22 protein-coding genes and 1 tRNA gene are annotated in these 24,203 nt (G+C 60.1%); 9 read left to right on the top strand and 14 right to left on the bottom strand.

Annotation, left to right across the window (positions count from 1 at the left end):
- Positions 1 to 50: 50 nt before the first annotated feature.
- The 3 genes from LC343_RS25255 to LC343_RS10455 all read right to left on the bottom strand — a co-directional run bounded on the left by LC343_RS25255 (position 51) and on the right by LC343_RS10455 (position 1,796).
- Positions 51 to 710 (bottom strand): DUF805 domain-containing protein, encoded by a 660-nt coding sequence (locus tag LC343_RS25255; protein WP_338018583.1) that lies wholly within the window; start codon positions 708 to 710, stop codon positions 51 to 53.
- 82 nt (positions 711 to 792) lie between these two features.
- A complete protein-coding gene (locus LC343_RS10460; protein WP_223477059.1) occupies positions 793 to 969 on the bottom strand; it encodes a hypothetical protein in 177 nt (58 codons plus the stop codon).
- Positions 970 to 1,454: 485 nt separating this feature from the next.
- A complete protein-coding gene (locus tag LC343_RS10455; protein ID WP_223477058.1) occupies positions 1,455 to 1,796 on the bottom strand; it encodes a DUF2147 domain-containing protein in 342 nt (113 codons plus the stop codon).
- Positions 1,797 to 2,209: 413 nt separating this feature from the next.
- Here LC343_RS10455 and LC343_RS10450 point away from each other — a divergent pair, with 413 nt between their 5' ends.
- The gene (locus LC343_RS10450; protein ID WP_223477057.1) at positions 2,210 to 2,476 is read left to right on the top strand and encodes a sel1 repeat family protein; all 267 of its coding nucleotides are present in this window, start codon (positions 2,210 to 2,212) and stop codon (positions 2,474 to 2,476) included.
- Positions 2,477 to 2,693: 217 nt separating this feature from the next.
- On the top strand, positions 2,694 to 3,752 hold the full coding sequence (locus tag LC343_RS10445; RefSeq protein WP_223477056.1) for a peptidoglycan-binding protein: 1,059 nt from the start codon (positions 2,694 to 2,696) through the stop codon (positions 3,750 to 3,752).
- A gap of 146 nt (positions 3,753 to 3,898) precedes the next feature.
- Here the strand turns inward: LC343_RS10445 and LC343_RS10440 are convergent, their stop codons facing one another.
- The 4 genes from LC343_RS10440 to LC343_RS10425 all read right to left on the bottom strand — a co-directional run bounded on the left by LC343_RS10440 (position 3,899) and on the right by LC343_RS10425 (position 8,742).
- A complete protein-coding gene (locus LC343_RS10440; protein WP_223477055.1) occupies positions 3,899 to 4,426 on the bottom strand; it encodes a L,D-transpeptidase in 528 nt (175 codons plus the stop codon).
- Positions 4,427 to 4,535: 109 nt separating this feature from the next.
- The gene (locus LC343_RS10435; RefSeq protein WP_223477054.1) at positions 4,536 to 6,494 is read right to left on the bottom strand and encodes an ice-binding family protein; all 1,959 of its coding nucleotides are present in this window, start codon (positions 6,492 to 6,494) and stop codon (positions 4,536 to 4,538) included.
- A gap of 440 nt (positions 6,495 to 6,934) precedes the next feature.
- Positions 6,935 to 7,603 carry a YitT family protein gene (locus tag LC343_RS10430; RefSeq protein ID WP_223477053.1) on the bottom strand — a complete coding sequence of 223 codons (669 nt, stop codon included), beginning with the start codon at positions 7,601 to 7,603 and terminating at the stop codon, positions 6,935 to 6,937.
- Positions 7,604 to 7,635: 32 nt separating this feature from the next.
- A complete protein-coding gene (locus tag LC343_RS10425; protein WP_223477282.1) occupies positions 7,636 to 8,742 on the bottom strand; it encodes a pyridoxal phosphate-dependent aminotransferase in 1,107 nt (368 codons plus the stop codon).
- A 294-nt stretch (positions 8,743 to 9,036) separates the two neighbouring features.
- Between LC343_RS10425 and LC343_RS10420 the strand changes: the two genes are divergently transcribed.
- Positions 9,037 to 9,126 (top strand) — tRNA-Ser (locus LC343_RS10420).
- A 519-nt stretch (positions 9,127 to 9,645) separates the two neighbouring features.
- Here LC343_RS10420 and LC343_RS10415 read toward each other — a convergent pair.
- Both LC343_RS10415 and LC343_RS10410 read right to left on the bottom strand, forming a co-directional pair.
- Complete coding sequence (locus LC343_RS10415; RefSeq protein ID WP_223477052.1) at positions 9,646 to 10,737, bottom strand: ROK family transcriptional regulator; 1,092 nt, start codon at positions 10,735 to 10,737, stop codon at positions 9,646 to 9,648.
- Between the two features lie 48 nt (positions 10,738 to 10,785).
- Entirely contained in the window at positions 10,786 to 11,430 is a 645-nt protein-coding gene (locus LC343_RS10410) for an SGNH/GDSL hydrolase family protein (RefSeq protein WP_338018585.1), read from the bottom strand.
- 378 nt (positions 11,431 to 11,808) lie between these two features.
- Here LC343_RS10410 and LC343_RS10405 point away from each other — a divergent pair, with 378 nt between their 5' ends.
- The 6 genes from LC343_RS10405 to LC343_RS10380 all read left to right on the top strand — a co-directional run bounded on the left by LC343_RS10405 (position 11,809) and on the right by LC343_RS10380 (position 18,731).
- Positions 11,809 to 12,879, top strand: coding sequence for a substrate-binding domain-containing protein (locus tag LC343_RS10405; protein ID WP_223477050.1), 1,071 nt, complete (start codon positions 11,809 to 11,811; stop codon positions 12,877 to 12,879).
- Positions 12,880 to 12,970: 91 nt separating this feature from the next.
- Positions 12,971 to 14,464: a sugar ABC transporter ATP-binding protein gene (locus tag LC343_RS10400; RefSeq protein WP_223477049.1), complete on the top strand. Its 1,494-nt coding sequence runs from the start codon at positions 12,971 to 12,973 to the stop codon at positions 14,462 to 14,464.
- A gap of 50 nt (positions 14,465 to 14,514) precedes the next feature.
- Positions 14,515 to 15,453, top strand: a complete 939-nt coding sequence (locus tag LC343_RS10395; protein ID WP_223477048.1) for an ABC transporter permease — start codon at positions 14,515 to 14,517, stop codon at positions 15,451 to 15,453.
- A 1-nt stretch (position 15,454) separates the two neighbouring features.
- Positions 15,455 to 16,411 carry an ABC transporter permease gene (locus LC343_RS10390; RefSeq protein ID WP_223477047.1) on the top strand — a complete coding sequence of 319 codons (957 nt, stop codon included), beginning with the start codon at positions 15,455 to 15,457 and terminating at the stop codon, positions 16,409 to 16,411.
- A gap of 28 nt (positions 16,412 to 16,439) precedes the next feature.
- Entirely contained in the window at positions 16,440 to 17,120 is a 681-nt protein-coding gene (locus tag LC343_RS10385; RefSeq protein ID WP_223477046.1) for an SGNH/GDSL hydrolase family protein, read from the top strand.
- A gap of 711 nt (positions 17,121 to 17,831) precedes the next feature.
- Entirely contained in the window at positions 17,832 to 18,731 is a 900-nt protein-coding gene (locus LC343_RS10380; RefSeq protein WP_238484244.1) for a LysR family transcriptional regulator, read from the top strand.
- 3 nt (positions 18,732 to 18,734) lie between these two features.
- Here LC343_RS10380 and LC343_RS10375 read toward each other — a convergent pair whose 3' ends face one another.
- From LC343_RS10375 to LC343_RS10355, 5 genes are read right to left on the bottom strand one after another with little or no spacing between them, the layout of a single operon-like run.
- Complete coding sequence (locus LC343_RS10375; protein ID WP_223477044.1) at positions 18,735 to 19,529, bottom strand: N-acyl homoserine lactonase family protein; 795 nt, start codon at positions 19,527 to 19,529, stop codon at positions 18,735 to 18,737.
- Complete coding sequence (locus tag LC343_RS10370; RefSeq protein WP_223477043.1) at positions 19,529 to 20,452, bottom strand: NAD(P)-dependent oxidoreductase; 924 nt, start codon at positions 20,450 to 20,452, stop codon at positions 19,529 to 19,531. Before LC343_RS10370 ends, LC343_RS10375 begins: the two co-directional genes overlap by 1 nt.
- Positions 20,452 to 22,461, bottom strand: coding sequence for a (Fe-S)-binding protein (locus LC343_RS10365; RefSeq protein WP_223477042.1), 2,010 nt, complete (start codon positions 22,459 to 22,461; stop codon positions 20,452 to 20,454). Before LC343_RS10365 ends, LC343_RS10370 begins: the two co-directional genes overlap by 1 nt.
- 6 nt (positions 22,462 to 22,467) lie before the next feature.
- On the bottom strand, positions 22,468 to 23,436 hold the full coding sequence (locus LC343_RS10360) for an electron transfer flavoprotein subunit alpha/FixB family protein (RefSeq protein WP_223477041.1): 969 nt from the start codon (positions 23,434 to 23,436) through the stop codon (positions 22,468 to 22,470).
- A gap of 2 nt (positions 23,437 to 23,438) precedes the next feature.
- Positions 23,439 to 24,191: an electron transfer flavoprotein subunit beta/FixA family protein gene (locus LC343_RS10355; RefSeq protein WP_223477040.1), complete on the bottom strand. Its 753-nt coding sequence runs from the start codon at positions 24,189 to 24,191 to the stop codon at positions 23,439 to 23,441.
- Positions 24,192 to 24,203 lie beyond the last annotated feature (12 nt).

The following is a 24,203-nucleotide window of genomic DNA, read 5'->3' as shown; positions in this document are numbered from 1 at the left end:
CTACAGGAAAATGGCGATTGTCGATCGAATGCGTTTCGACGCCCTGCCGCTCAGGCCGGTCCATATTCATTGTCTCGGTCATCGCCGCGGCTGGCATACCAGATGATCAGGATGATCCAGCCGATGAGCGGTATGAGGGCGACCAACAGCCACCAGCCTGACCGGCCGATATCGTGCAGGCGGCGCGCGCCGACGGCGAGAGACGGCACCAGCACGGCAAGTGAATAGAGACCGCCGAACAGCGAAACGTCGCTGCCAAAGCCGAAGATCATCCCATCGACGATGTTCAGCCCGATACTGACAAGAAAGTTGAAGAGGACGAAGTACCAGAGTTCCGGACGCCGGGCGCGTCCGCGGAAATGCGCGTATTTGTTGAAGCAGGTCTTCACGCAATCCATGAATTCGGTCGGATGGTCCGTGGCCGTCCATTCCTCGTAGGATGGCGCGCCTTCGGATGCGGGCATGTCCGTTGGAGCCGGCGCCGCGGAAGGCGGTGGTGGCGGAGGAGGGGCCGCGCGTTTCGGCCAGCCTTCCGGAATATGGATGTCTGGCAGAACCTCGGAGGCGGGTTGCCAGTCGGTCATGCCATCGCGCCACACGAGCGTATCCGGCCCGATGGTCGAGACGCCGGTCAAGAGATCGAGTTCGGCGCCGTCGATCGGGCCCTTTTGTTCGCCGTTGATCGCGTAGAACCAGATTTTCTCTGTCATAGGATGCCTCGCTCCCTCCATGTCCCCCATGGAGCCTGTTGCAAGGGTAGTCGGATCGCGCGAAAGCGTAAAGCGCCGCGCGTCAGGCGTTGCGCATCAGCGAGACGTAAAGCACGAAACCGGCGCCCGAGTTGCCGCGGTGAAATCCGTCGTCCTGCGCGGCCGCGAAACCGGCGAGCGGGCCGATCAGCGCGAGCGCAAGAATACCGGCGCGGGCGGCGATTCGGAGTGCCTGGTAGCGGTTGCGTCTGGTGGTCATGGTCGTGTCCCTTCAATCGTTGACGCGACTATGAACGATCACCGCTGAACCTGTGCTGAGACAGCCGTTCAGCGTGCATTCATCTGCGAGACCGTCGCCAGAGACTTCAATTGATCAGGCGCAGGCAATCCGGTGTGAAACCCAGCGGACAGACGCGTGCCGTTTCCGCGCGCCAGCTATAGGGAGAGCGTCCGGTTTCCTGTATCAGCATCGCCAGCCCTCCGCCCGCGAACGCGGCCAGGAAACATATGACGGTAAATCGGCGCATAAGCATGGATCGGCCCCCCGAATGATGATTTCGGGAGATGATCGCCTCACGACGCTGAATGGTCGCTGACGGCGTCGTTCATGTGCGGTTCAAGATGATTGACACTTCGTTGCCCGGCCAACCTGTGGAAGGCTGTCCTGGACTAATGACACATGGCAAAGAAAAAGGCGGCGTTCCGACTGGAAGGCCGCCCTGCGCAAATCGGTCGAGTTTCGGGTTACTTACGGTTCCACTTTTCGCCTCTGCAGAAGGCGAGGACGCAGCCCTTCAGGTCCATCGTGTTGCCGCTCACCTTCGCCTTGCCGGTATAGGTTTTCCCGGCGGCCAGATCGGTGATCTTGCCCTTGTAGTTGCCACCTGAACCGGACAGCTTACCGATCGACTTGCCCTTGTAACTTCCGTTGAGCACGGTGCCGCAATAGGCGCTGCCGCAAGGCGCGAACTTCACCAGCGTTCCTGTGCTCGGGCGCAGCCACGTTCCCTCGATGGCCTCAGCGGAAAGTGCCGGCGTGGCGATTAGCCCGGCGATGGCGCCGGCAAGAAAGATTTGTCGGATCATTGTTTCCTCCCGAAAACCTGGCCGGCCCGATGCCGCGCCAAAGTCGCTTACCATTACGTAAAAGTAATTCCGAATTCAAGGCGCGGTTTTTGCCGTTGGCGCCCACGCGTTCCACCGGCCGGCTAGTGTAGATTCGCCTGGCGCTTCGTCCTTCACGGTGAACAAAGCCTTTAGCGCGCAGGTGGAAATTGCCGATAATATTTCCTCTAAAACAAATAAAAACAGCAGGTTAGTGCGTTAACGTAGAGTCAAGTTTACGAAGAGTTTGAACTTTGTTTGCCCGAAATTAAGCACGCTTTTTAGCGAGCGATTCAGCCGGCAGCGTCATTCTTGGGCCTATCGCACCGACCCGCGACATCAAACGAAAAAAGCGGTCTCGGGAGTTGAAACAGGAATGAACGGGGACAAAGACAATGGCACGCATCGAAATGGAAAATGCAGACATGGCGGCTCTTGGCGCCGCCAACAATGCCGACATTCTTTTTGAAATGGGTCTCATGTATGCGACCGGCCGCGAATGCGAGGTCGACATGATCGCTGCACACAAGTGGTTCAATATCGCCGCGATCAAGGGCTGCGCCCGCGCCGCCGCTTTGCGCGCGGAAATCGCGGAAACGATGTCGAAGCCGGACCTCGCGGCCGCCTTGCGCGAAGCGCGCGAGTGGATGACCTGCCACTGAGCGGATACTGATGCCATCGCCGCAGGTTGCGGCGACGTTCCCGGACAGTGCATCGGGACGGGGCGGGCCGCAGGCTCATGGGGATGGACTGCGGTCCGCGCCGCCTCGTTCATGGTATCGGGAAAAACGTGAATGACTCTGCCGCAGAAGGCGTTGATCTCCCACGGGAAAGCGCCTTAGTTTGCGACGCACCGGAAGCGTGCGGAGCAATGTTGCGATGGGAATGAAGTCGGTCCTCTACCGGATCGTGCCGGTGATTTTCTCGTTGCTGGCGGTTTGCGTCGGTACGGTCGCGGATCCGCACCCGGCGGGGTTGCAGGACCACAAGTTCAATCCGGTCGATCCGGTGACGGAAGACGGCGTCACCACCTTTCGTATCTTCGACAGGAAATGCAGCGACGTGCCCTATGGCGACGGGCGCGGCGAGACCGATTGCCACAATGGCAATGTGCGTTCGATCCTATCGCGTGGCTTTTCCGAACGGCTTGGCGACACGGTCGAGTATCGTTTCGATATCTTCGTCGAGAAGGAATTCCGCTATCGCGGCTACGAAAACCCGCACGCATGGGGGTTCCTCGGCGTCGGCCAGACATGGCCGCTGCAAAACCATGACAGCCGTCTGCGCATCGCCTCCTGGGAGGGGCCGTTGCTGCACAACTTCATCTACATGCTGAAGCTGGACAGCCTGCGCGGAGCCTATTTCCTCGACCAAACATGCTTCGGACCCGACCGTTTCGGCGAATGGAACAGTTTCTCGATGAAGATCCGCTGGGCGGATGACGACCGGGGCTGGATACGCGTCGCCTGCAACGGCAAAACGATCCACCTGGCGGAGGGGCTGGCGACAAACCAGGCGCCGCACTGCTACATCACCAACCAGTGCGAACCGAACGTGGAGAAACACCCGGAGAAATTCCTCTTTGCGCTGGGTCCGGTCATGGCGGGCTTTGGACCGGAATGGAAGAAATTCGGAAAGCTGTCGCAGTTCACCGACATTCAGCCGGAGGGCATCACGCTCATGATGCGCAATATCGAAATCGATAGCGGCGTCAGCCTTTATGGCCCCGACGACAGGGAGGTCATTCGCGAGTTGCAGGCGCATCTGAATGCGCTCGGATGCAACGCCGGGCCCGTCGACGGTATTGCCGGTGAAAAGACCCGTACCGCCGCTCTCGAATGCCGGGAGTTTACGGGCAGGGAGTTTCCCGAGAACCTGACAGTCCTGACCGCGCCGATAGTCCTGGCCGCTTACCGAGAAAAGTTTCCCGTGGACTGATGGGGCAGGGCAGGCCTAACTGAAGGCCATATAGCGCCCCGGCTTGTGGTTGACGCCGAGGATCATGTTGAAGATGACCGCACCGGCCGGCTATCGACCAGAGCAATGGCACCGAGCCGGCCCGCGCACGCACGGAATGCGCACATTCAGCGTGTCACGAGCACCGGCGTTCCAACCCGGACCCGGTCGAGCAGATCCATGATATCCGCATTGTACATACGGATGCATCCATGTGACACGAAGCCGCCGATCGATTTCGGCGAGTTGGTGCCATGGATCGCATAGGAGCCGCCGGAAAGCGTCATCGCTGCGGCACCCATGGGATTGGAAGGAGAACCGCTGGCGATCAGTTTAGGCAGGTTGGGGTGCTCGCGGCGGATGGATTCCGGGGGAGCCCAGTTGGGACGTATGAATTTGCCCTCGATGGCCGACTTTCCCGCCCATTGCGAGCCTTTGCGCCCGACGCCGACCACATAGCGAATGGCGCGACCGCCGCCGAGCACGAGATAAAGCCGACGCTCTCGCGTGCGGATAACGATCGTGCCCGATTTGACATTGTCCTCGAAGGCGACCTGCACGCCGGCTGCGGCGAGGGGCGGAAGAGCGAGACTCAGCACCATTCCGAGAACGCCGGATAGTGCCGGCGCGCCGATGCTTTGGCGGACTGTACGCATGACATAACCTCGTTGTCCGGCCCATCGGTCACCCGATCCGGCGCATTGCTCTGAACGCTTGTTCCTGACTGTCAGCCCGGGCGCGTGTGATGGGCGCCCGCTGCGGAACCTACCAGTTGTAGCCGAGCTTGATATTGCCCGAATATGCCTGGGCATTGACGCCGAACCTGCCGCCAATCGACGAGGCAAGAAACAGGCCTTCGTACAGACCCACGTCCGCTCCGGCGGAAACCTGCACGGAATCTGTGTCGGACTCGGCACCTGCGACGTCAAAGCCGGCTCCCGCGATCGATTGGAACTGGGCGGCGACGTCCGTGTCCGATCCGTATTCGTGAACCCATGCGGCCCGCGCGCTGAGCGTCAGCGTCGTGTCGGGGGACCATTCCACACCGACGCCCAGTTCGCTGCGAATGGAGGTCGCGGTGCGCGCTTCGTAGTCGAGAGCGTAGGTCGAAACGCCGGCAACCGTCACTTCGCTATAGGCGGGCGTTCGGAAGGTTTGGGCGCGAAGCGCGGCATAGGGGGTAATCCAGCCGAGCGTGTAACCCGCCTCGATGTGCCCGGCCACGTCATTTGCCGCGAAATTGGCGTTAAAGCTGTCTGTTCCGGCGATCGTGACGGTCCGGTTGGTGTCAACGTCGCTGTAGCCATAGGCAACCGCGCCGACGAGATAAACGGCATCGGTTTCGGTACGGGCGTGAAGCGCCACATGATAGGTGTCCGCGTTCCCGCTGCCGAGTTCTCCAATTTCGAAACTCGACCGGCCTGCTGCGACGGCAATGCCGATCGTCGTGTTGTTGTCGAAGTGATAATCGACGCCCAGCGCCAGCCCGTAGTCGCGCGAAGTGCGCTCATGTGTACCTGCCACCGCGTCGCCTCCGGCTTCGCGGTAACCGCCGTAGCCGCCCGCCCAGGTCGACAAGCTTGGCGGCGGACGGTCGGCGTCGATGGAACGAAACGGCTGGTCCGAAGCAGTGTCGGTAGGGGATACGTAGCCCAGAACGCTTACAGTCGCCGGACCCGTCGGTGCAGCCGGAGTCGCGGGCGCTGTTGGAAAGCTTCGGTGGTTGAGGGCGACATCGAGAAAGGAATCCATGGCCTGCATGCCCGTAGGGGCCACGCCGGTGGCTGTTTCACCGGCCATTTGCTCGAGAGCGTCGGCGAGTTCCTGGGGCGTCATGAGTGCGGCAAGAATGGTGAAGCTTTGAGGAAGGATTCCGCCATTCGAGACATAGTCGTCCAGCGCGTCGGCAACGCTCGTGGCATTGCCGCTCGTCTCCGTCGAATCGTCCATATCGTCCAGCGAGTCTACGAAGGTTCCCGACGTCAGGACACAGATCCCGATCGTATTGGAATCCAGGGCAACCGCTCCATTGCGGGCGAGGGCCGCGCCACACAGTATGTCCGCCGATGTGTTGAGCGTGATGCTTGTATAGGCAACAATCTGCCCGACGAAATTGGCTGATGTATCCAGTGTTGCAGAGCTTCCGACCCGGAAGAACACGTTTCCGCCTTGCGCACCGTTTTGAAGCAGAACCGTCGATCCGCTTCCGGCGGTGAGCGTCGACCCGATATTGATGACGAACGTGGCATCTGGATCACCATTGCCGTCGAGCGTCAGCGTCTGGCCCGCCGAAAGGCCGGCCGAGCTGTCGAAATTATATGCGCCTGGAAGCAGGGTCATGCCGCCGAGTTCCTGACCGGTGAGGTCTCCACCCAATGAGGTCGGCTGTCCCTCGAGATAGTTGTAGAGTGTGGTCAGTTCGTTTTGCGCCAGCGCGGCGACGGCGTTTGCCAGATATACGGAGCCCGTCTGCGTCACGCTTCCGGATCCGGTGTAGCTGCCGGTCGGACTGGAGCCGATGTTTCCGTAAATGGTTGTCGCACCGGTATTCGTGATCCCCGAGCCGGCAAGGATCGCGAAACTGTCCAGATCCTGCGCTTGCGCGCCGGGGACGTTGAACGCCGAAAACGGAACCAGAGCCGCTATCGCGCCCGCCGCGAAACGCATGCGTCGGAAACGCGCCTCGAAATCTCCGACATCTCGCAGCGCGGATGGTGCGCTCACCCCGGACTCAACTCGGTCGCATCTCCTGAACAGGGCATCTGCCGAGGAGTCTAAGGCCCAAATAATGTTCATGATTTTGTCCTGAATGAGTTAGAGTACGTCTTTTAGAAGAAAGCACGTGAAATCATGGAGACAAAAAAGAAGAATCGATAAAATTAAAAAGGCGGAAGAAGAGGTGAACCGCCTAGTATTTATCCAAAAATATTTTCTTGGGTAGAAAAAAATTACGATAGAGCGCAGCTGTTAATTGCGCAACCGAAAACAGATCTGCTTTTTATTTAATTACGGCTGACCAGTCACGTTGTTTCGGCGGCCCCCGAGGCGCGCGAGAGTCGCCTGGACGCATCGGAATGCCCGGCCGCGATGTTGAATGTCTCTGGATCCCGCGGCATGACTTCACGGAGGGATCGAGGCCGTGGGGACTGAGAGGCAGGGCAGGCCTAACTGAAGGCCATGTAGCGGCCCGGCTTGTGGTTGACGCCGAGGATCATGTTGAAAATGACCGCTCCGGCGATCGACCAGAGCAATTGCACCGGCGATACGACAAGGCTGCCTGCAGCGAGGATCGCCAGGTCGATGCCGAGTTGCACATAGCCGGCCCGCAGATTGAACCTTTCCTGCAGGAAGGCGACGAGGATATTGACGCCGCCGAGCCCCGCGCCGTGCCGGAACAGGGCGAGCAGCCCCAGCCCGATCATCGCGCCGCCCATCGTCGATGCGACCAGCGGATGAACGCCGGAGATATCGATACCCTGGGGGAGAAACCGCACCATCAACGACATGGCGGTGACGGCGGCGAAGGTGCGGATGATGTAGCCCCATCCGAGCCGCCCGACGCCGAAGAGACAGAACGGCAGATTGATCGCGAAGAAGATGACGCCGAAGCCGAACGGTGTGAGATAGTCCAGGATGAGCGAGACACCGGCGAGCCCGCCAAGCACCAGCGACGACTGCTGATAGAGAAAGACACCGAAAGAAACGAGCGCTGTGCCGATGGCGATCGCGAATACGTCCTCGGCGAGGCTGTGTCGCGATTTCCGGAAACCTGCTAGGGCGGGATTCTGCGTCTCGGGTGCGGCGGAATTCGCGTTTTCGGGTGTTTTTTGCATTGCAGCAAAGTAGACCGCAATCGCCCCGCGCGCTAGCCCGCCGCCTGCAATGCTTCGGGCAGGGCGGCCTCCAGATAGTCGAGTTCGTGCGGAAGTCCGCAACTCACCCGGATGCATCGGTCGATACCCGGTCCCATCGGCTTGCGGATGAACACGTCCCGCGCGTTGAGCTCTTGCAGCAGGCGCATCGCAAAATCGCCGTCACGGCCGCAATCGAGCGTCACGAAGTTCGTCGCCGAGGGGATTGGCACGAGACCGTTGGCGACGCCGATCCGTTCGATATGCCTGCGCGCAGCCTCGAACTGCGTGGTCAGTTGAGCCAGCCATTCCGTATCCGCCAGCGCGGCGAGCGCGGCCTTTTGCGCCATCACGTTGACGCCGAAGTGGTCGCGCACCTTGTGATATTCCGTGCACAGTTCGGCAGGCCCGATCGCATAGCCGACGCGCAGTCCGGCCAGTCCATAGGCCTTGGAAAAGGTGCGCATGCGGATGACATTCGCCTGTCCGGTATCGATCTGCGGCAGGACACCCGGCGGGGCCAGTTCGCCATAGGCTTCGTCGAGGATCAGCAGCGTTTCGGATGGGAACCCGGCAATGAAACCCTCGATCGCGGCTGCGTCCCACCACGTCCCCATCGGATTGTCGGGGTTGGAGAGATAGACGATCTTCGCGTTTTCGCGCCGCGCGGCCTCCGAAAGGGCAAGCAGATCCTCCTTGTCATGGCGATAGGGCACCGTGACGAGCCGCCTTCCGTAACCGTTTACGTGATAGTTGAATGTCGGATAGGCGCCGTCGGAATTGATGATCGCATCGCCGACATCGGAAAAGATGCGCACGGTGGTGCCGAGCAGATTATCGATACCTGCGCCGACCACGATCTCATCGGGTGTGACGCCGCAATGGGCGGCGAGCGCCTGGCGCAGGTCCCAGTTCTCCGGGTCGCAATATTTCCAGACATCCTCGCGCGCCGCGCGGTCCATCGCCTCAATGGCTTTCGGGGAGGCTCCGAAATTGCATTCGTTTGCGCCGATGCGGGCCTTGAACAGGCGTCCGTTCTGGCGTTCGAGCCGCTCCGGCCCGACAAATGGTGTGCTTGCGGGGAGGGAAGCAACCAGCGGATTGGCTTTCGGCATGCACATCTCCGGTTTCAATCCCGCCAGCAAACCGGACTTTCGGCATCTGTCAAGCGCAGTTGGCATGCGCAGGCCGGCCCCTTCTGCCCCGATGACGCTGCGTTGCGATGGAAACGTCCGGTTTTCCTCGATGGTACAGGAAAGGCCGGCGAAAAAGCGTCGCGTCGGCCAGCCGATCAGGTGTTGCAGTCCCGCTGCGGACGTGGCAAAGAGCCTGCCACCGATAGCGTTGCCGCGCGGCCTTGCGGTCACGATGCAATCGAGTCGGTCAGGCCGAAATCCTGAGGGATTTCATGGCATGGAGAGGTGGCCGAGTGGTCGAAGGCGCTCCCCTGCTAAGGGAGTAGGCGGTAACCCGTCTCGAGGGTTCGAATCCCTTCCTCTCCGCCATTTTTTTGCCTTGGTTTATGTAGTTCTCTGACAGATTAATTTTCCCTCGATTGTCGTTAGGAGTGCGAACTCCAACTGCCGTAAGCAGGGTCAATAGGCAGCTCATGAGCAAGCTTGGAAAACAAGCGTACTTCGGACGAGGGCCGCGGCCCTGATGCCGTGAGGACGTTATGTGCTTCCATATCCTGAATACGAGAACTGTCCTCGAGTACTGGCCACCTTCACTTTAAATCTGGCACTTGTAACGCCGCTATCGCGAGAATCTCCTTTCGAGAGAGATCACAAATGGCAATCGCACTATTTGCTTGCGGTGCGAGCCGAGCGAATGGGGGTCGGGCAGAAAACGGACATCTCGAAGTGGTTATGTGATCGTTGCCCGGACGAGGATGGCGAGCACGCGGCGCCGCGAATTCGTTTTTATCTTCGATGATCGCGGGTGACGGTGCAGTTCAGCCGACCAAGCGCCCGGGTCTCGAATTTCGGGAACAGGGATGTTTAGCCGAAAAATGTAGCCGCGATTCACTCGACCATGAATCGCGAACTATACGGCAAGCTGGCAGCACCGACAGCTTTAGGAGAAGGCGTGAGGGTGCCGGCAATGGCTCTGACACCTGGCACCGCGTCCTGCAGCTTGCGGCAGATGTCCTCGCAAACGCTCTTCGGTGCGTAGGAAGAAAGGACAACAGTCTCCAATTCGACGAACTGGCTCACAGCGGCGAGGGACTGCCGCAACTGCTCGATCAATTGTTCCTCCCATGCGCTGACAAGCCCGCCATAATCGGGCCACTGACCAGCACGTTCCCACAGTGGCTCGAGGGGTTCCCCGTGTTCGGACAATACCTTCTCGAGTGAAGCGATCCCCACATCGAAGCTGATCGGGGAATTGCCGGCATGTATTTGATGGTTGAGGACGAGCCGGCCGTGCAAGCGGGCCCCTAGATAGAAAAACATGTAGTCGGTGAGCTGCTTGGCAACGCCGAACATGCTTTCGCCGCTTGCGGCGGAGGTGATGTCGTTCTGGACGAAAACCGAAATGCCGAGCGTTGCCTCGATCTCTTCCTGAAGCGCCCGGAAATAGGGTTCTTCGTCGCGCCCTTTCGAGACGCTTTGCGGCAGTGCCAGCCCGACGCCTGCGAGCCGCACACGCGCGGTTGCGGGCAACATGGAAACAGCATTCCGAATCGTGTCCAGAAATTCCGAGTGATTGCTGCCTGCCCCTGGTTCCGGATTGGGCAATGTGGCGTGAAAACGGACCGCGCCGATGAAGTCGATCAGCACGACATCGGTCTGGCGATTGCCCACGCTGATGCCGACTGAAAACGCGCCTTCCGGATTGAGTGAAATCGGCACGGTCGGCGGTCCGACACGGCCCTTCTGCGCCTCGCCCTTGGCGACAAGCCCTTCCTGCTCCAGAGAGCGCACAAGCACGGAGACTGTCTGCGCGGAAAGGCCGGTCCGTTCGCCTATTTCGAGCCGGGTCACCGATTGGTTCTGAAGCAGAAGCGAAAGCACCAGACGCTCGTTGTAACTGCGTACGCTGACGGCATTCAGGCCGGTCGCGCGGTCGGCGATACGCAAAGGATTGGGGGGAGCGAAGCGCATGTCAGGCATGGCCGCACACCGTTTCTTTCGCTTCCGAAAACCTGATGTTCGAACCGATCATTTCCAGCCGATTGCCTCCACTTCACGCGCAAGCGCCTCACCGAGTGCCAGATGCGCAGAATCGTTGATGTGGAAACCGTCCAGGGGATCGCATTCGCAGACAGACCCAGCGTCGAAGAAATGGACCTCCAGTGAGTCGGCCATGATCTCGAACTGCAGGTTGAGCTCCCTGGATTTCGGCTGCGCGTTCTTGAATATCTGCTCCCATTCCTTGATGTCGTCGAGCATCGGGGGAGGGGCAACGACCATGATTTCCGGCGTCCGGCCATGCGGTCCCGGCGCCAGTTCGCGAATATCGTGGATCAGGCATCCGATTCCCATGGCGACTTCCGAGGCCGGCTGGCCGAAGCGCGCTTTCAGGTCGTTGGTCCCCAGCATGATGATCACGAGATCCACCGGGGCGTGGCTCATCAGGCAGGGTCGAAGATAAGTCCGGCCATTCTTTATTGCTCCTTCGATCGGATCATCGTGAACGGTCGTGCGGCCGCTCAGGCCTTCTTCGATGACGTACCATTCGGCGCCGAGCTCGCGTGCCAAAACACCGGGCCAACGCTTCGAAAGAGGGTAACGGTCGAGCGGCGTTCCGCCAGGTGCTTGGCCATGCGTGTTGGAATCGCCGTAACACAGAACTGTTCGCATGATGCGTATCGCCCTGAAAAGATTAAAAAAAGCAACAGGTTCGCCGAAAGTCCGGCCTGCCTCGAGGATTGCATTCATGACATCGCATCGCTTTCGAGACAAGCTTCACAGATAATCATTCAATCTGACTAATTATTGACACGCAAGCCGGAACGTGTTGAATGAGGGCCGGGGGAGGTCCCAATTCACTCGGTGCAAGTCCAAACCGCGGCGACGGTATTGCCGCGGCGGGGAAGCTCTTTGTCTTGTGGCCCCAACCCGCAATCGATGTGTGGCGACTTGCCTTGGCAAGGCGTCCGCGACGCGAGCCGGCTGAGTTATCGGGCGTCAGCGGCTTTCGAAAGGCGATCTGATGGAGCCTGAAATGTGGAGGAAGACCTTATGAGACTCAATAAAACAGCGGCGGCGATAGCGCTTCTCGCCGCGACATTTCTTTCCGGCGCGGCTCTGGCCGAGGATGTCAACCTGATGGACGGCGTCACGCCGCGCGCCGGCGATAATCCGATGGTCGAGGGCGGGAAATACAAGAAGGATTGCGGCTGGGTCATCGGCATGAGCCACTTCGGCGTCAACGCCAACACCTGGACGGTTCAGGTCGCTCATGAATCCGAAGAAGCTGCCGCCAAGAACTCCTGTATCAACAAGTTCATCCTGCTTGACGCTGCCTTCGACCAGAAAAAGCAGGTTGCCGATATCGAGGACCTGATCGCCCAGAAAGTGGACGCGATCATTGTCCAGCCGGTGACCTCGACATCCGCGAACGCATCGATCGAGAAGGCCGTCGCCGCGGGAATTCCGGTCGTACTGCATACAGGCCGTATCGAGAGCGACGCATTCACCACCGAAATTCAGGGTGGCGCGGAGCATTTTGGCAAGGTGATGGGCGACTGGCTTGTCGAAAAGGTCGGAAACGACGGCAAAATCTGGGTTCTTCGCGGTCTTGCCGGGCATCCGGAGGACACCAATCGCTACAACGGGCTGAAGCAGTCTCTGGAGGGAACGGATATCGAAATTCTCGCCGAGGAGCACGGCGACTGGCAGTACGACAAGGCCAAGAAGCTCTGCGAGACCCTTTATCTGAACAATCCGAGTGTCGACGGTATCTGGTCTTCGGGCGCGGATATGACGCGCGCCTGCGTCGATGTCTTCAAGCAGTTCGGCACGCCGATCCCGCCGATTTCGGGCGAGGGCAACAATGGCTATTTCGGCCAGTGGATCGCCGACGGTTTTGATTCGATCTCGGCGGAATATGCTCCGGCCCAGGGCGCCGCGGGTGTCCGTGCGGCTGTTGCTTTGCTGGAAGGCAAGGAGCTGTACAAGCACTACGACTACAACCCCGATGGCTGGACTGTCGAGAAGGCGAAGGAATACTACCGTCCCGACCTCTCGGCGAATGTGTGGTGGCCGACCGAGCTCTCTGAAGAAAAGCTGCAGGAACTCTACGGCAAGTAATAGTCTCCTCCCGGGAGATGGTGGCTGCCGGACTTTCGGGTCCGGCGGTCGCGATCGCGGGGCATGGACGAGTTTTCCGGGGAGGCCGGTGTTGGTCAATCTAATCGAGATGTCGAACATATCGAAGTCGTTCGGCGGCAACCTTGCTGTCGATCGGGTATCGCTCGAACTACTGCCGGGAAGCGTTCACGCGCTGATGGGCGAGAACGGTGCCGGCAAGTCCACTCTGATGAAGATTCTCGCAGGCGTCCATCAGCCTGACCGCGGCTCGATCCGCAAGGATGGTCTCGAAATCGCCTTCGCCAGCCCTGGCGAGGCGCTCGAATCCGGCATCTCCACTGTTTTCCAGGAATTATCGCTTCTCGCCAACTTGACGATCGCCGAGAACATGTTCCTTGGCCGCGAGCCGGTGACGCGGTTCGGTACGGTGGACTACCGCAGGATGAACGCGGAGACGCGCAACGCGCTCGGCGAACTCGGCCTGACACTCGATCCGGAAACGCTTGTCTCGGAACTGTCGATCGCGGAGCGGCAATTCGTTGAAATCGCACATGGAATCAAGGCAGACGCCTCGATCTTCATTCTCGACGAGCCAACGGCCGCTCTGAACGCCGCCGACGTCGAGGTTCTGAACCGCCACATTCGGCGTTTGCGCGACGAGGGCAAGGCGGTCGTCTACATTTCCCACCGGATGGACGAGATATTCGCCATTTGCGACGCGGTGACCGTCCTGAAGGACGGCAAGCTCATCGGCACCCGGCCGCTCTCCGAAATGACGCCGGCGTCGCTCATCGCAATGATGGTCGGTCGCGAGTTGCAGGACCTGTTTCCGCCGCGCGAGAAGGCGGCCGGAGATGAAATCCTGTCCGTCGAAAATTTCAGGATCGACACGGCCTCGAAAGCCTTTTCGCTGCATGTTTCGAAGGGCGAGATCGTCGCGCTTGCCGGGCTTGAGGGGCAGGGCCAGCAGAAATTCCTGCGCGCGTTGGTTGGCCAGTTCCAGCCCTTCGGCGGCACCGTCACGATCAAGGGCAAGGGGCTTTCCCTGCCGGTCGGACAAGAGGGCGGCATTCGCCAGCTGCAGGCGGCCGGCGTGGGTTTCGTTCCTGAAGACCGCAAGGAGGAAGGCCTCTTCCTCGGGTTGCCGGTGGAGCACAACATCGCCATCGGGCTGCATGCCAGGGCGCGTGAGTTGTCGGTCGCAAAAGGGCATCGCAACACAGTCGCCGATGTCATGGCCAGCATGAACGTCAAGGCGGACGGTCCGTCGGCCATCGTCGGCTCGCTTTCCGGCGGCAACCAGCAGAAGGTCCTGCTCGGGCGCTATCTCGCCGCGGACATGGACATTCTCCTGATCGAGGAGCCGACGCGCGGCGTCGATATCGGCGCGAAGTCCGAAATCTACGGGCTGCTGCGCGACTTCGCAAACAAGGGTGGTGCGGTGCTCGTCCTTTCGCGCGAGACGATCGAGCTGATCGGACTGTGCGACCGCATCTACGTCATCCACGACAATACCGTCGTTTCGGAAATGCCGGCGGCATCGGCGACCGAGCACGACATCCTCGACGCCGCGCTAAGCGCGTGACGGCGGCAAGACCGGGCAGGAGAAGTATGAGCCGGAGTATAAGAAGACTGATGACCGGAAGTCAGAGCCGGCAGGGCATGTGGATGCTGCCGCTGGTCCTCGCGGTCATTATTTGCGTTTTTCTCGCCGTACGGACGGAGCAATTCGCCAATCCGGAAAACCTGCTCAATCTCGTCGCGCAGGCGATGCCGCTGGTCATCACGGCCATCGGCCAGATGTTCGTCGTCGTCGTCGGGGGGCTCGACCTGTCAGTCGGGTCGCTGATCAGCTTCACCACCGCGATCCTGGCGCTTGACGGGCCCGGCTATGTTCTCATTCCCGCGGTCTTCATCCTCGCCGCGCTTGTCGGTGCGACCAACGGCTTCGTCGTCACGCGGCTGAATGTCCACCCCATCATCGCGACGCTGGCGATGCAGTACATCATCCTCGGCATCACCCGGATCCTGCGGCCGGTTTCAGGCGGGACCGTGCCGGATGTCGTCATCTGGGCGGTGTCGGAAACCTTCCTCGGAGTTCCGATGCCGGTCTACTGGGGTCTCTTCGTCATTCTGGTTGCCTGGAAACTGCTGCATGGTTCGCGGTTCGGCCTGCATCTGTTTGCGATCGGCGGCGGTATCGCCTCGGGGGTCCAGGACGCCGCGCGCAATTTCGGCGTCGCCGACAAGCGCACGGTCGTGCTCGCCTATGTGTGTTCGTCCTGTTTCGCCGCGCTTGCCGGCGTGTTTCTCGCCGGCCGGATCGTGTCCGGCGATCCGAATGTCGGCTTGCTGTTTGAACTCGACGCAATCACCGCGGTCGCCATTGGCGGCACCCAGCTTTCCGGCGGCATAGGCAGCCTGCAGGGAACCGTGATCGGCGCGGCGGTGTTGGCGCTTCTTTCCAACGGCATGAACCTGACCAACGTCTCACCCTTCATCCAGACGGCGATCAAGGGCAGCCTGTTGCTGCTCGTCGTCGGCCTGCAATCGCGCAAGAAGATGGGGCTCTGACATGGCTGCTGCCCTGAACAACGCCGTCGTCCAGCGAGTCACGCGGATTCCGCCCGCCTATTTCGTCTTCGCGATTCTGATGATCATCCTGTGGATCGCTCGTCCGCATATGCTCAACGCCAACATCTTGGGCATCTTCATCCGCCAGGTCGCGCCGCTCGGCGTTCTGGTTCTCGGGCAGCTGCTGGTGATGCGGGTCAAGAGCATCGATCTTTCGGGGGGCGGGGTGATCCTGCTCGTCAACTACTTCATATCGTCCGGCCTGTTTCCCGGCGCATCAGTCGCCTTTTTCGTCGCGCTGGCGCTGGCGACCGGCACGCTGATCGGACTCTTCAACGGCGTGATGGTCGCGAAGCGCCGCGTTTCGGCGGTGATCGTGACGCTGGCCGTCAGCATCATCCTGGTCGGGTTCGTGCAGTTCCTGTCGAGCGGCAAGCCGCCGGGCGACGTGCCTTCCGTGTTCAACGACATCTACAACACCAAGCTGGGGCCGGTGCCGACACCGGTTATCTTCTGGGTGTTCCTCACCGCCATCATGGCGCTGTTCCTGTCGAAGACGGTGTTTGGCCGCTACGTGACCTCGGTCGGCGAAAACGCGGAGGCGGCGCACTTTGCCGGGGTTCCCGTCGAGCGCACGGTGATCCTCGCCCACATGATCGCCGGCTTCATCGCCGCCATTGCCGCATTGGTTCAGACCGCCTCGATCGCGGTCGGCAGCGTGCGCGTCGGGCTCGACCTGCCGATCCTCGCGGTCGCCGCGACAATCCTTGGCGGCGTTGTCTTCGGGCGCGGGGAGGGAGGCGTCTGGGGGCCGTTCTTCGGCGTCCTGTCATTCGCGCTGTTATTCGTCGTGATGACCACCTTCGGCATAGACGAGCCCGGAAAACTGATCGCGCAGGGGCTGATCATCCTGCTCGCCGCCATTTTCTACGGCGTGAGAACCGCCAGATCCAACTGACCAGATGTTTTGAAACGAGGAGGAAACAATGTCCGACAAGAAATCCGTATTGTGTTTTGGCGACTCTCTGACCTGGGGCTGGATCCCGGTCGTGGAGGGATCGCCTACCTTGCGCTATCCCTACGAAAAGCGGTGGACAGGGGCGATGGCAGCGGAACTCGGACAAGGCTACCACATCATCGAGGAAGGGTTGAGCGCGCGCACGACCAGCGCCGACGATCCGAACGATCCACGCCTCAACGGCAGCCAGTATCTGCCGTCGGCCATTGCCAGTCATCTGCCGCTCGACCTGGTGATCATCATGCTCGGCACCAACGACACCAAGCCGTTCTTCAACCGAACCCCCTATGACATCGCCTATGGCATGGCGAAGCTGGTCGGCCAGGTGCTGACAGGCGGCGGCGGTGTCGGCACAACATATCCTGCGCCCAAATGCCTCGTGATCGCGCCACCACCGCTGACGCCCATGCCTCATCCATACTTCCAGGGAATGTTCGGCGGCGGACATGAGAAGACGGCCGAGCTCGGCCAGCAATATCGGGCCATGGCTGATTTCATGAAAATCGATTTCGTCGACGCGAGCGACTTCATCACGACCGATGGCTGCGACGGGATTCATTTCACGACGCAAAACAATATCGATCTCGGCGTGGCGATTGCTTCGAAGGTGAAGGAGATTTTCGCCAGGACTCCAGCCGAGGCCGTGTAGGCTCAGGCCCCATTAATCGGCGTTGATTGGCGTTGTGTGGATCAGGGTGGCAAAGGAGTTTGCCACCCTGATTCATTTCTGCTTTCGCCCGCCGGATGTCGAAGATCGTGCCATTCTTCCCGAAGTCGCACAGGGTGGCGCGGGTGGATGAGCGCCGGATCATTTCGGACGTCATCTGTGTCTTGAAAGATGGCCTGCAGCGTCTTGTAAAACCTAATACAAACAACTCTCTACAATCGAGGATGTGTTCACAAACCTCAAGAGCTGGCGGCGCATTGCCACGCGTTATGACAGGCGCGCTAACGTCTTAATGGCCGCAATCACAATCACGGCAATCGTCACATGGTGGCTTCAATGAGCCCAGCGATTTGCAGCATTCATTCCACAGCCTTCATTCTATTTTCGATGCGTCATCACCAATCGAAGTGAACACGGTTTTTCTGTGTGCTGGCGGCAAGTGATGATTGCCAGGAATCGCTGTAAGAAAGTCGCGTTTCCCAACGCTTGAGGTGCTTGACGCTGAACAAACAAGGTCAAATTGACCCAACGTAAATTCCAATCCTTGGCGATAACGCATTTACTGCAATTTGATAGTTGTTTTCCTGCGTCTGATGCAGCGAGAGAGTAGATGTGTACCTCTGGTGTTTTCTGGAAAATTCCTTTCCCTTTCAAGGGGTTGGGTGCTAGAATAGAACTATGGAACTTCGACAAATGACTGCTTTTCAGGTGGTCGCCAGGGTTGGCAGCCTTTCGCAGGCCGCCCTTGAAATGTCAGTCACTCAACCGATGGTTACGCGGTACATCCGGCAATTGGAGGAAGAGCTCGGCGTAGAGCTGTTCTATCGGACAGGGCGGGGCGTCTTGCTGACGGAGGCGGGCGTCCTGATGAAGGAGTTCGTCGATGAAATTCTCGACAGGACGGCGGATGCCAAGAACATCGTCTCGGCGATGCAAAAATCCCCGCAAGGCAAGCTCGTATTGGGCGTGCCGCCATCGGTCGGAACAGTGCTGACCGTTCCTCTCGTCAAGAAAATCAAGAACGAGTTCCCGAATGTGACGCCTCGCGTGATCGAGGGCTTCTCGGGACATATTCTGGAATGGCTCACTGCAGGGCGTATCGATGCGGCTGTTCTCTATAATCCGCCCACGATCCCGTCGGTCGTCACCGAGCCGCTCGTCGAGGACGAGCTCTGCCTGATCGGCCCGTTTCAATCCAAGGATGGCCCCGAGGGCCAAACGGTGAAGCTCGACGTCCTCCAAAGGCTTCCGATGATTTTACCCAGCCGTCCGCACGGTTTGCGCCGTCTTATCGACAGCGCGATCGCGAAGGAAGGCATCGTTGCCCAGATCGAGCTGGAGCTGGAAGCAATGCCTTCGACGCTGCTGTTGGTGGAGGAGGGGGAGGGCTATACGATACTCCCCTATGCGACCGTGCATTCGCTGGTCCAGGCAGACAAGGTCAGGGTATGGCGATTCGAGCCCGCAATGACCCGGAAACTGCTTCTGGCGACGAGCACCGGCAAACCGATGTCTCCGACCTTTCGTGCGCTGATGCGCACGGTCCGCCAGGAAATCCGGGATATCATATCCACCTTCCCGTGGCGGCCGTGACTGCTATTTCTCCGGTGGCAGGTCCAGCCTCACGATATCCGGCAGGTCGGCGGACACGGAAGGATACCGGGCCGTGACGAGCGGATCGTGCCCGGGAATGATGTGGTCGTCACTGGCTGCAAGCTTGCGCATGCGTGTAACGCCTTCCAGCACGTCGGCCGGGCTGTCGCATACCGGGAACGGTATCCCGCGTTCCATGTTCGCATAGAAATGCGCGGCATCGGATCCGAGCACAACGGGTCCGCGCGCGGTCTCGACCCGGACGATCTGCAGCCCCTGCGAATGACCGCCGACGTGGTGCAAGCTAATGCCGGGCGCGAACTCCTCGTCGCCTTCGTGGAAGCAGACCTTTCCCCGGTAGACACGTTTTACCATGGCGGTGACGTCGTCGACGTCGAAGGGGTGGTTGATCGCGTGGTGGCACATGCAGCGCCCCGTCGCGTATCCCATCTCGGCGTCCTGCAGGTGGAATGTCGCTTCAGGAAAAAGATCCTGATTGCCCGCGTGGTCGTAATGGAGATGCGAGATGATCACGTCCGTGACGGCCGTGTGGTCGCATCCGATCGCGGCAAGGCCCTCATTGACCGGACGAATGGTCTTGCGGCCGCGCTTCTCGCCCGATTCGGGTGAATAGCCGGTGTCCAGCACGATCTTGCGCTTTGGCGATGCGATCACCCAGACGAAGTAGTCCAGCGGCATATCGGTGTCGTGGGGATCTCCGCCCAGGAAGTTTTGCGAAGACCGCCGTCCATCATGACCATAACGGACGGCATAGATCTCGTAGTGTTCTTGACCCATCAGCCCTGGACCTCGGTCCTTTCCGGTTGCGCTTCTCCGACCTCGACATGGGCCCAACCTTCGACGATCTTTATCATCGAGGTGAAATCACTGTCAGGCCCATAGACCTGGTTGGTCATGCTGAGCATCTGCCGGACCGCGCTGCCGACGACCATGGGAACCCCCATGGCCTCGGCTTCATCGACGCAAAGGCGCACGTCTTTGAACGACAGGCCTGTCGCGAAGCCGAAGTCGAAAGTCCTGGGGAGGATGGATTTGGGAAACTTGTCCTCGGTGGCGCTGTTGCGGCCGCTTCCCGCATTGATGATGTCGAGCATGATCTTCGGATCCAGGCCCGCCTTGACGCCCATGACGACGGCCTCGCAGGAGACGGCGAGAGCGGAGGCGGCGAGTAGATTGTTGGCGAGCTTCATGGTCTGCGCGGCACCCGCGATCTCGCCGAGATAAAACAGCCGGCCGAAGGTTTCCAGAACCGGCTTCACTTCCTGATACGCGGATTGCGGTCCCGAATTCATGACAGCGAGCGTCCCCTCGCGCGCACCCTTCAAGCCGCCGCTGACGGGTGAATCGATCATTTTGACGCCGTTTTCGGAGAGGTTGTTGGCGATGTGCGCGGCTGTTTTCGGACCAGTCGTCGAGAGATCGATGAGAATTCGTATCGTCTTCCCGTGCGCGAGACCGTCGGCGCCCAGCGCAACGGTTTCCAGTATCTGCGGGTTGGGGAGGCTGACGATGACGATCTCGCATTCGTCTGCGACGGCCTTCGGAGAATCGACTGCTTTTGCCCCGCTTTCGGTCACCATCTCGACTGCGGCCAGATTCTTGTCGTGAATCACCAACTCGTGGCCGGCAGCGATAAGGCGCAGAGCCATCGGCGCTCCCATTTTCCCCACGCCGACAAAACCGATCTTCTTGCTGCTCATTAAGATGTCTCCTTCCTATCCCGCGCCACGCGCCGTTCGTTTCCGCCGTGCGCATCTGCAGACGGTGCTGTGTTATTATCCGTTTCGATTTCCAGGATTTCCGCGATGTCGCGAACGATGATGCGATCTCCGACGCCCAGCGCGTCGACCGCGGCCGAATACATCACTTTGTCTTTCGGACAGGAGGTGACGAAGACCGAAACGCCTTCTATATCCAGCGCCTCGCGAATTCGGTTCTCGCTTGGGCGTTCCACGACACCTTCGTCATCCTGCCAGATGCGGCCGCCGCCGGCGCCGCAGCAGAAGCTGTTTTCGCGGCATCGAGGCATGTCGTGCAGTTTCAGGCCGACTGAAGTTATCAGCGTGCGCGGAGCATCGAACTCGCCGTTATAGCGTCCGAGGTAGCAAGGATCGTGATATGTCGCTGTCCCGCCTTCCGCGGTCTTCTTGATCCGGAGGCTACCGGTTTCCGCGAGTTCGGCGAGCAGGGTGGTGTAGTGAACGACATCATAGTTTGCGCCGAGATACCGGTACTCGTTCCGCAATGCATTCAGCGTGTGCGGATCCGTGGTCATGATGCGATTGAAGTCGGCCGCTTCTAGCGCGTCGATATTCGATTGAGCGAGCATTTCGAAGAGACCTTCTTCGCCTGCGCGCCGGACGTCGTTGCCGCTGTTTTGTTCGGCGTCATAGAGAATGCCGAAGTCGACGCCGGCCGAATGGAGGAGCATCGCGATCTTGCGGGTGACCTCCTGCACTCTTGGATCGTAAGACGCGTAGTCGCCGACGAACCAGAGGACATCCACCGGCTCTTTTCGCGCATCCTTCACCTTGAAGGGCAGGCCTTTGGTCCAGCGTGCGCGCTGGCGCGACGGCTGTCCCAGGGAATTGCCGAGATTGCCCAGATTGGTGAAGGCGTCCTGCATGCCGGGATTGATCGTACCGGCTTCGACGAGGGTGCGGCGGAGATCGATTATCTTCGGCAGGTGCTCGATCTCGACGGGGCAGGCTTCCACACAGGCACGGCATGTCGTGCATGCCCAGAGCGTTTCCGGTGAAATCGCGCCGCCAACGATCGGCTCGTGCGTGCATGACGGGTCGATCATCGCGTCGCGCAGATCGGTGATCAGCAATTTCGGGCTTAGCGGCAAACCGGCCGCATAGGCCGGGCAGGCCGCCTGGCAACGTCCGCACTCCGTACATGTCAGGAGGTCGAGATTATGCTTCCAGCCGAAATCGGAAAAGTGATTGACCCCCGGCTGCTCGCGATCGGCGGGGACCGCCGGCGACATGCCTTTCGGTTCAAGGTTCCGCAGGAAGATATTCGGCGCCGCCAGAAACATGTGCCGGTGTTTCGAGCCGGGGATGTAAACGAGGAAGGCGAGGATCGCGATAACATGCGCCCAGTAGAAAAAGGCTTCGCCGGCCGGCCAGTTCAAACCGGCGGCACCGAGTGCCTGAGCGATCAGACCTGAGACGGGCCGCCAGGCAGTCGATCCGTGGGCCTGGATCGCAAACGCGCTTTCCATGAACATCGAGCCGACGATTGCCGCGATCAATACGTAGATCCAGGTCGCGTCGGCATTGTTGGAGCCCCTGAATCTCGCGGGCCTCAGATAGTAGCGGTGCCAGATGGCCAGGGTGACGCCCAGCAGCATCACGACTCCGAAGATATCCTGCATCAGCCGGAACCAGGTTTCCCCGCCCACCGCAGCAAGCGAGAAACCGGGGAAGAGCTTGCTCCCGAACGCCTGAACGATCGCCGTCAGCAGGACCAGAAAGGACGAGAAGATCATCGCGTGAAGCACGCCGGAAACCGGGCGTTGCAGAAGTTTGCGATGAAGTCCGACCGCAGCCAGGACGCCGGATAAGCGCCTGCCGGGATGACCGGTGCGGTCTTCGACCGGCCTGCCGGCAGCGACGAGAGGAGCGATCAGAAACCGGCTTCGCCAAAGTGTGATGGCAACAGCGGAGCCGGTCAGAGCCCACAGGATTGCAGTGTCGCGCATGCCCGGTTACCCAGTTTCCGCCGGACTTTCCTCGAGCCTGTCGCCGAGTGCCTGCATGAAATCGAACAGGTCGCAATTCACCGAATAATGGGCGACATTGAAGATCGGGGCATCCGGATCGGTGTTGACGGCGACTATCTTTTCGGAACCCGCCATGCCCTCAAGGTGTTCCGGTGCGCCCGATACACCAAGTGCGATGTAGAGCTTGGGCTTCACCTTCTGTCCCGATTTGCCGACCTGACGGCGCTTCTCAAGCAGGCCGCCGTCCACGACAGGTCTGCTTCCGGCGAGATCCGCCGACAGAAGCGTCGCCAGTTGCCGCGCCTGTTCGACGCCGTTTTCGTCGGAAATGCCCCGGCCGATGCAGAGGATCCGATCCGACGTCGTCAGGTTCACGCCCTCAAGTTCGGGCGATTGCAGAGATTTCAGCTGGATTTGGCAGTTTTCGAGGGGCTTTGGCTCAAAGGCTTCGACCTTCTCAGCGGCGGTTCTGGGTGCTTCCGGGAAATTGCCGGGCGTAATCGACAAGACGTTCGGCAATGCCAATTCGGTACGCGCGAGCATTTTGCCGCCATAGAGCTGGGAGTGCGCGACGATCTTGCCGCCCTCCTCGTGCTCCAATGCGTTGACGTAGGCGGTGAGACCCATCTCTGCGCGCGCCGCAAGCCACGACGCCAAGTCGAGGCCCATCGCGGAATAGGCGACAAGAACAAGCTCCGGCGTTTCGCACTCGAGGATCTCCAGCACATGGCTCTGGATCGCTTCCGGCGTCAGCGTATCCGTGTTCGCGCCCTCGACGCAGATCAACCGATCCGCGCTTCCAAGAGATTCTGCGGGAGTGGAGGACGTTTCGGCGAACGCAATTGCGACGACCTCATCGGTCGTTTCGGCAACAGTGCGCGCCGCTGTGAGCAGTTCCAGGCTGACCGGATCGATTCCGTCGTCAAGGGTTTCTGCGACTACAAGGATTTTCATGGTCATGCTTCCGTGGCGAGAATATCGATCAGGCGGGCTGCGGCTTCATCTGCCGTGCTGCCAAGCGATATGCCGCCGCCATTGCTTTGAGGCGCCGCGAGTTCGACCAGTTGCCCGGAGGGAGCAAGCGGCGGAGCTTCGATCTCAGCGCTTTCGATAGGCGTCTTGGCAGCTTCACGCAGCTTACTTCCCGAAACGTAGCGGGGCGCCTTGGATGCCGTTTGAACGCCGAGAACGGCGGGAAGTGCGATTTCGTAGTTTGCGGTGCGTCCGCCTCCGCGTTCCTGGGCGACGGAAAGCGAATTTCCCGACAGCGCGGCGTGGCTCGTGCCCGAAAGGGACGGCCAGTCCAGAAACGCTGCGAGATACGGCGCCAGCTGGCCGTAGAGGTCTTCCGGGGTCTGAACGCCTGTCAGCACCAGGTCGGCGTTTTCATCCCGGATGATCTTCACGATCCCCTTCGCGATGGTGCGCGAACAGATCATCGCATCCGGGTCCGTTTCGACCTCGATGGCCCGATCGGCGCCGCGCGCGAGCGCCATCTGCAATGTCCTGCGGGAGCCTTCCCCGACACCAACCGCCGTCACCTCGGCACCGGTGGCCTCTTTCAGAAGGATTGCTTCCTCTAGGGCCTGGTCGTCGAAATCGTTCAGTTTGAAGTCGAGCCACTCCCGGTCCAGGGTCAGACCGTCCTCATTCAATTCCAGTTCGGACGCCGGATCAGGCATCATCCGAAGGATGACGAGAATCCTCATTTCTTCCTCCCA

This window comes from Oricola indica, from assembly GCF_019966595.1.
Classification (GTDB): domain Bacteria; phylum Pseudomonadota; class Alphaproteobacteria; order Rhizobiales; family Rhizobiaceae; genus Oricola; species Oricola indica.
The sequence above is the reverse complement of the archived record's forward strand: the minus strand, read 5'-3'. Positions and strand labels throughout refer to the sequence as shown.

Coding starts and splice junctions, on each gene's coding strand:
- LC343_RS25255 (WP_338018583.1), bottom strand. CDS start 710: ATGACAGAGAAAATCTGGTTCTACGCGATCAACGGCGAACAAAAGGGC.
- LC343_RS10460 (WP_223477059.1), bottom strand. CDS start 969: ATGACCACCAGACGCAACCGCTACCAGGCACTCCGAATCGCCGCCCGC.
- LC343_RS10455 (WP_223477058.1), bottom strand. CDS start 1,796: ATGATCCGACAAATCTTTCTTGCCGGCGCCATCGCCGGGCTAATCGCC.
- LC343_RS10450 (WP_223477057.1), top strand. CDS start 2,210: ATGGCACGCATCGAAATGGAAAATGCAGACATGGCGGCTCTTGGCGCC.
- LC343_RS10445 (WP_223477056.1), top strand. CDS start 2,694: ATGGGAATGAAGTCGGTCCTCTACCGGATCGTGCCGGTGATTTTCTCG.
- LC343_RS10440 (WP_223477055.1), bottom strand. CDS start 4,426: ATGCGTACAGTCCGCCAAAGCATCGGCGCGCCGGCACTATCCGGCGTT.
- LC343_RS10430 (WP_223477053.1), bottom strand. CDS start 7,603: ATGCAAAAAACACCCGAAAACGCGAATTCCGCCGCACCCGAGACGCAG.
- LC343_RS10425 (WP_223477282.1), bottom strand. CDS start 8,742: ATGTGCATGCCGAAAGCCAATCCGCTGGTTGCTTCCCTCCCCGCAAGC.
- LC343_RS10415 (WP_223477052.1), bottom strand. CDS start 10,737: ATGCCTGACATGCGCTTCGCTCCCCCCAATCCTTTGCGTATCGCCGAC.
- LC343_RS10405 (WP_223477050.1), top strand. CDS start 11,809: ATGAGACTCAATAAAACAGCGGCGGCGATAGCGCTTCTCGCCGCGACA.
- LC343_RS10395 (WP_223477048.1), top strand. CDS start 14,515: ATGACCGGAAGTCAGAGCCGGCAGGGCATGTGGATGCTGCCGCTGGTC.
- LC343_RS10390 (WP_223477047.1), top strand. CDS start 15,455: ATGGCTGCTGCCCTGAACAACGCCGTCGTCCAGCGAGTCACGCGGATT.
- LC343_RS10385 (WP_223477046.1), top strand. CDS start 16,440: ATGTCCGACAAGAAATCCGTATTGTGTTTTGGCGACTCTCTGACCTGG.
- LC343_RS10380 (WP_238484244.1), top strand. CDS start 17,832: ATGACTGCTTTTCAGGTGGTCGCCAGGGTTGGCAGCCTTTCGCAGGCC.
- LC343_RS10375 (WP_223477044.1), bottom strand. CDS start 19,529: ATGGGTCAAGAACACTACGAGATCTATGCCGTCCGTTATGGTCATGAT.
- LC343_RS10370 (WP_223477043.1), bottom strand. CDS start 20,452: ATGAGCAGCAAGAAGATCGGTTTTGTCGGCGTGGGGAAAATGGGAGCG.
- LC343_RS10365 (WP_223477042.1), bottom strand. CDS start 22,461: ATGCGCGACACTGCAATCCTGTGGGCTCTGACCGGCTCCGCTGTTGCC.
- LC343_RS10360 (WP_223477041.1), bottom strand. CDS start 23,436: ATGAAAATCCTTGTAGTCGCAGAAACCCTTGACGACGGAATCGATCCG.
- LC343_RS10355 (WP_223477040.1), bottom strand. CDS start 24,191: ATGAGGATTCTCGTCATCCTTCGGATGATGCCTGATCCGGCGTCCGAA.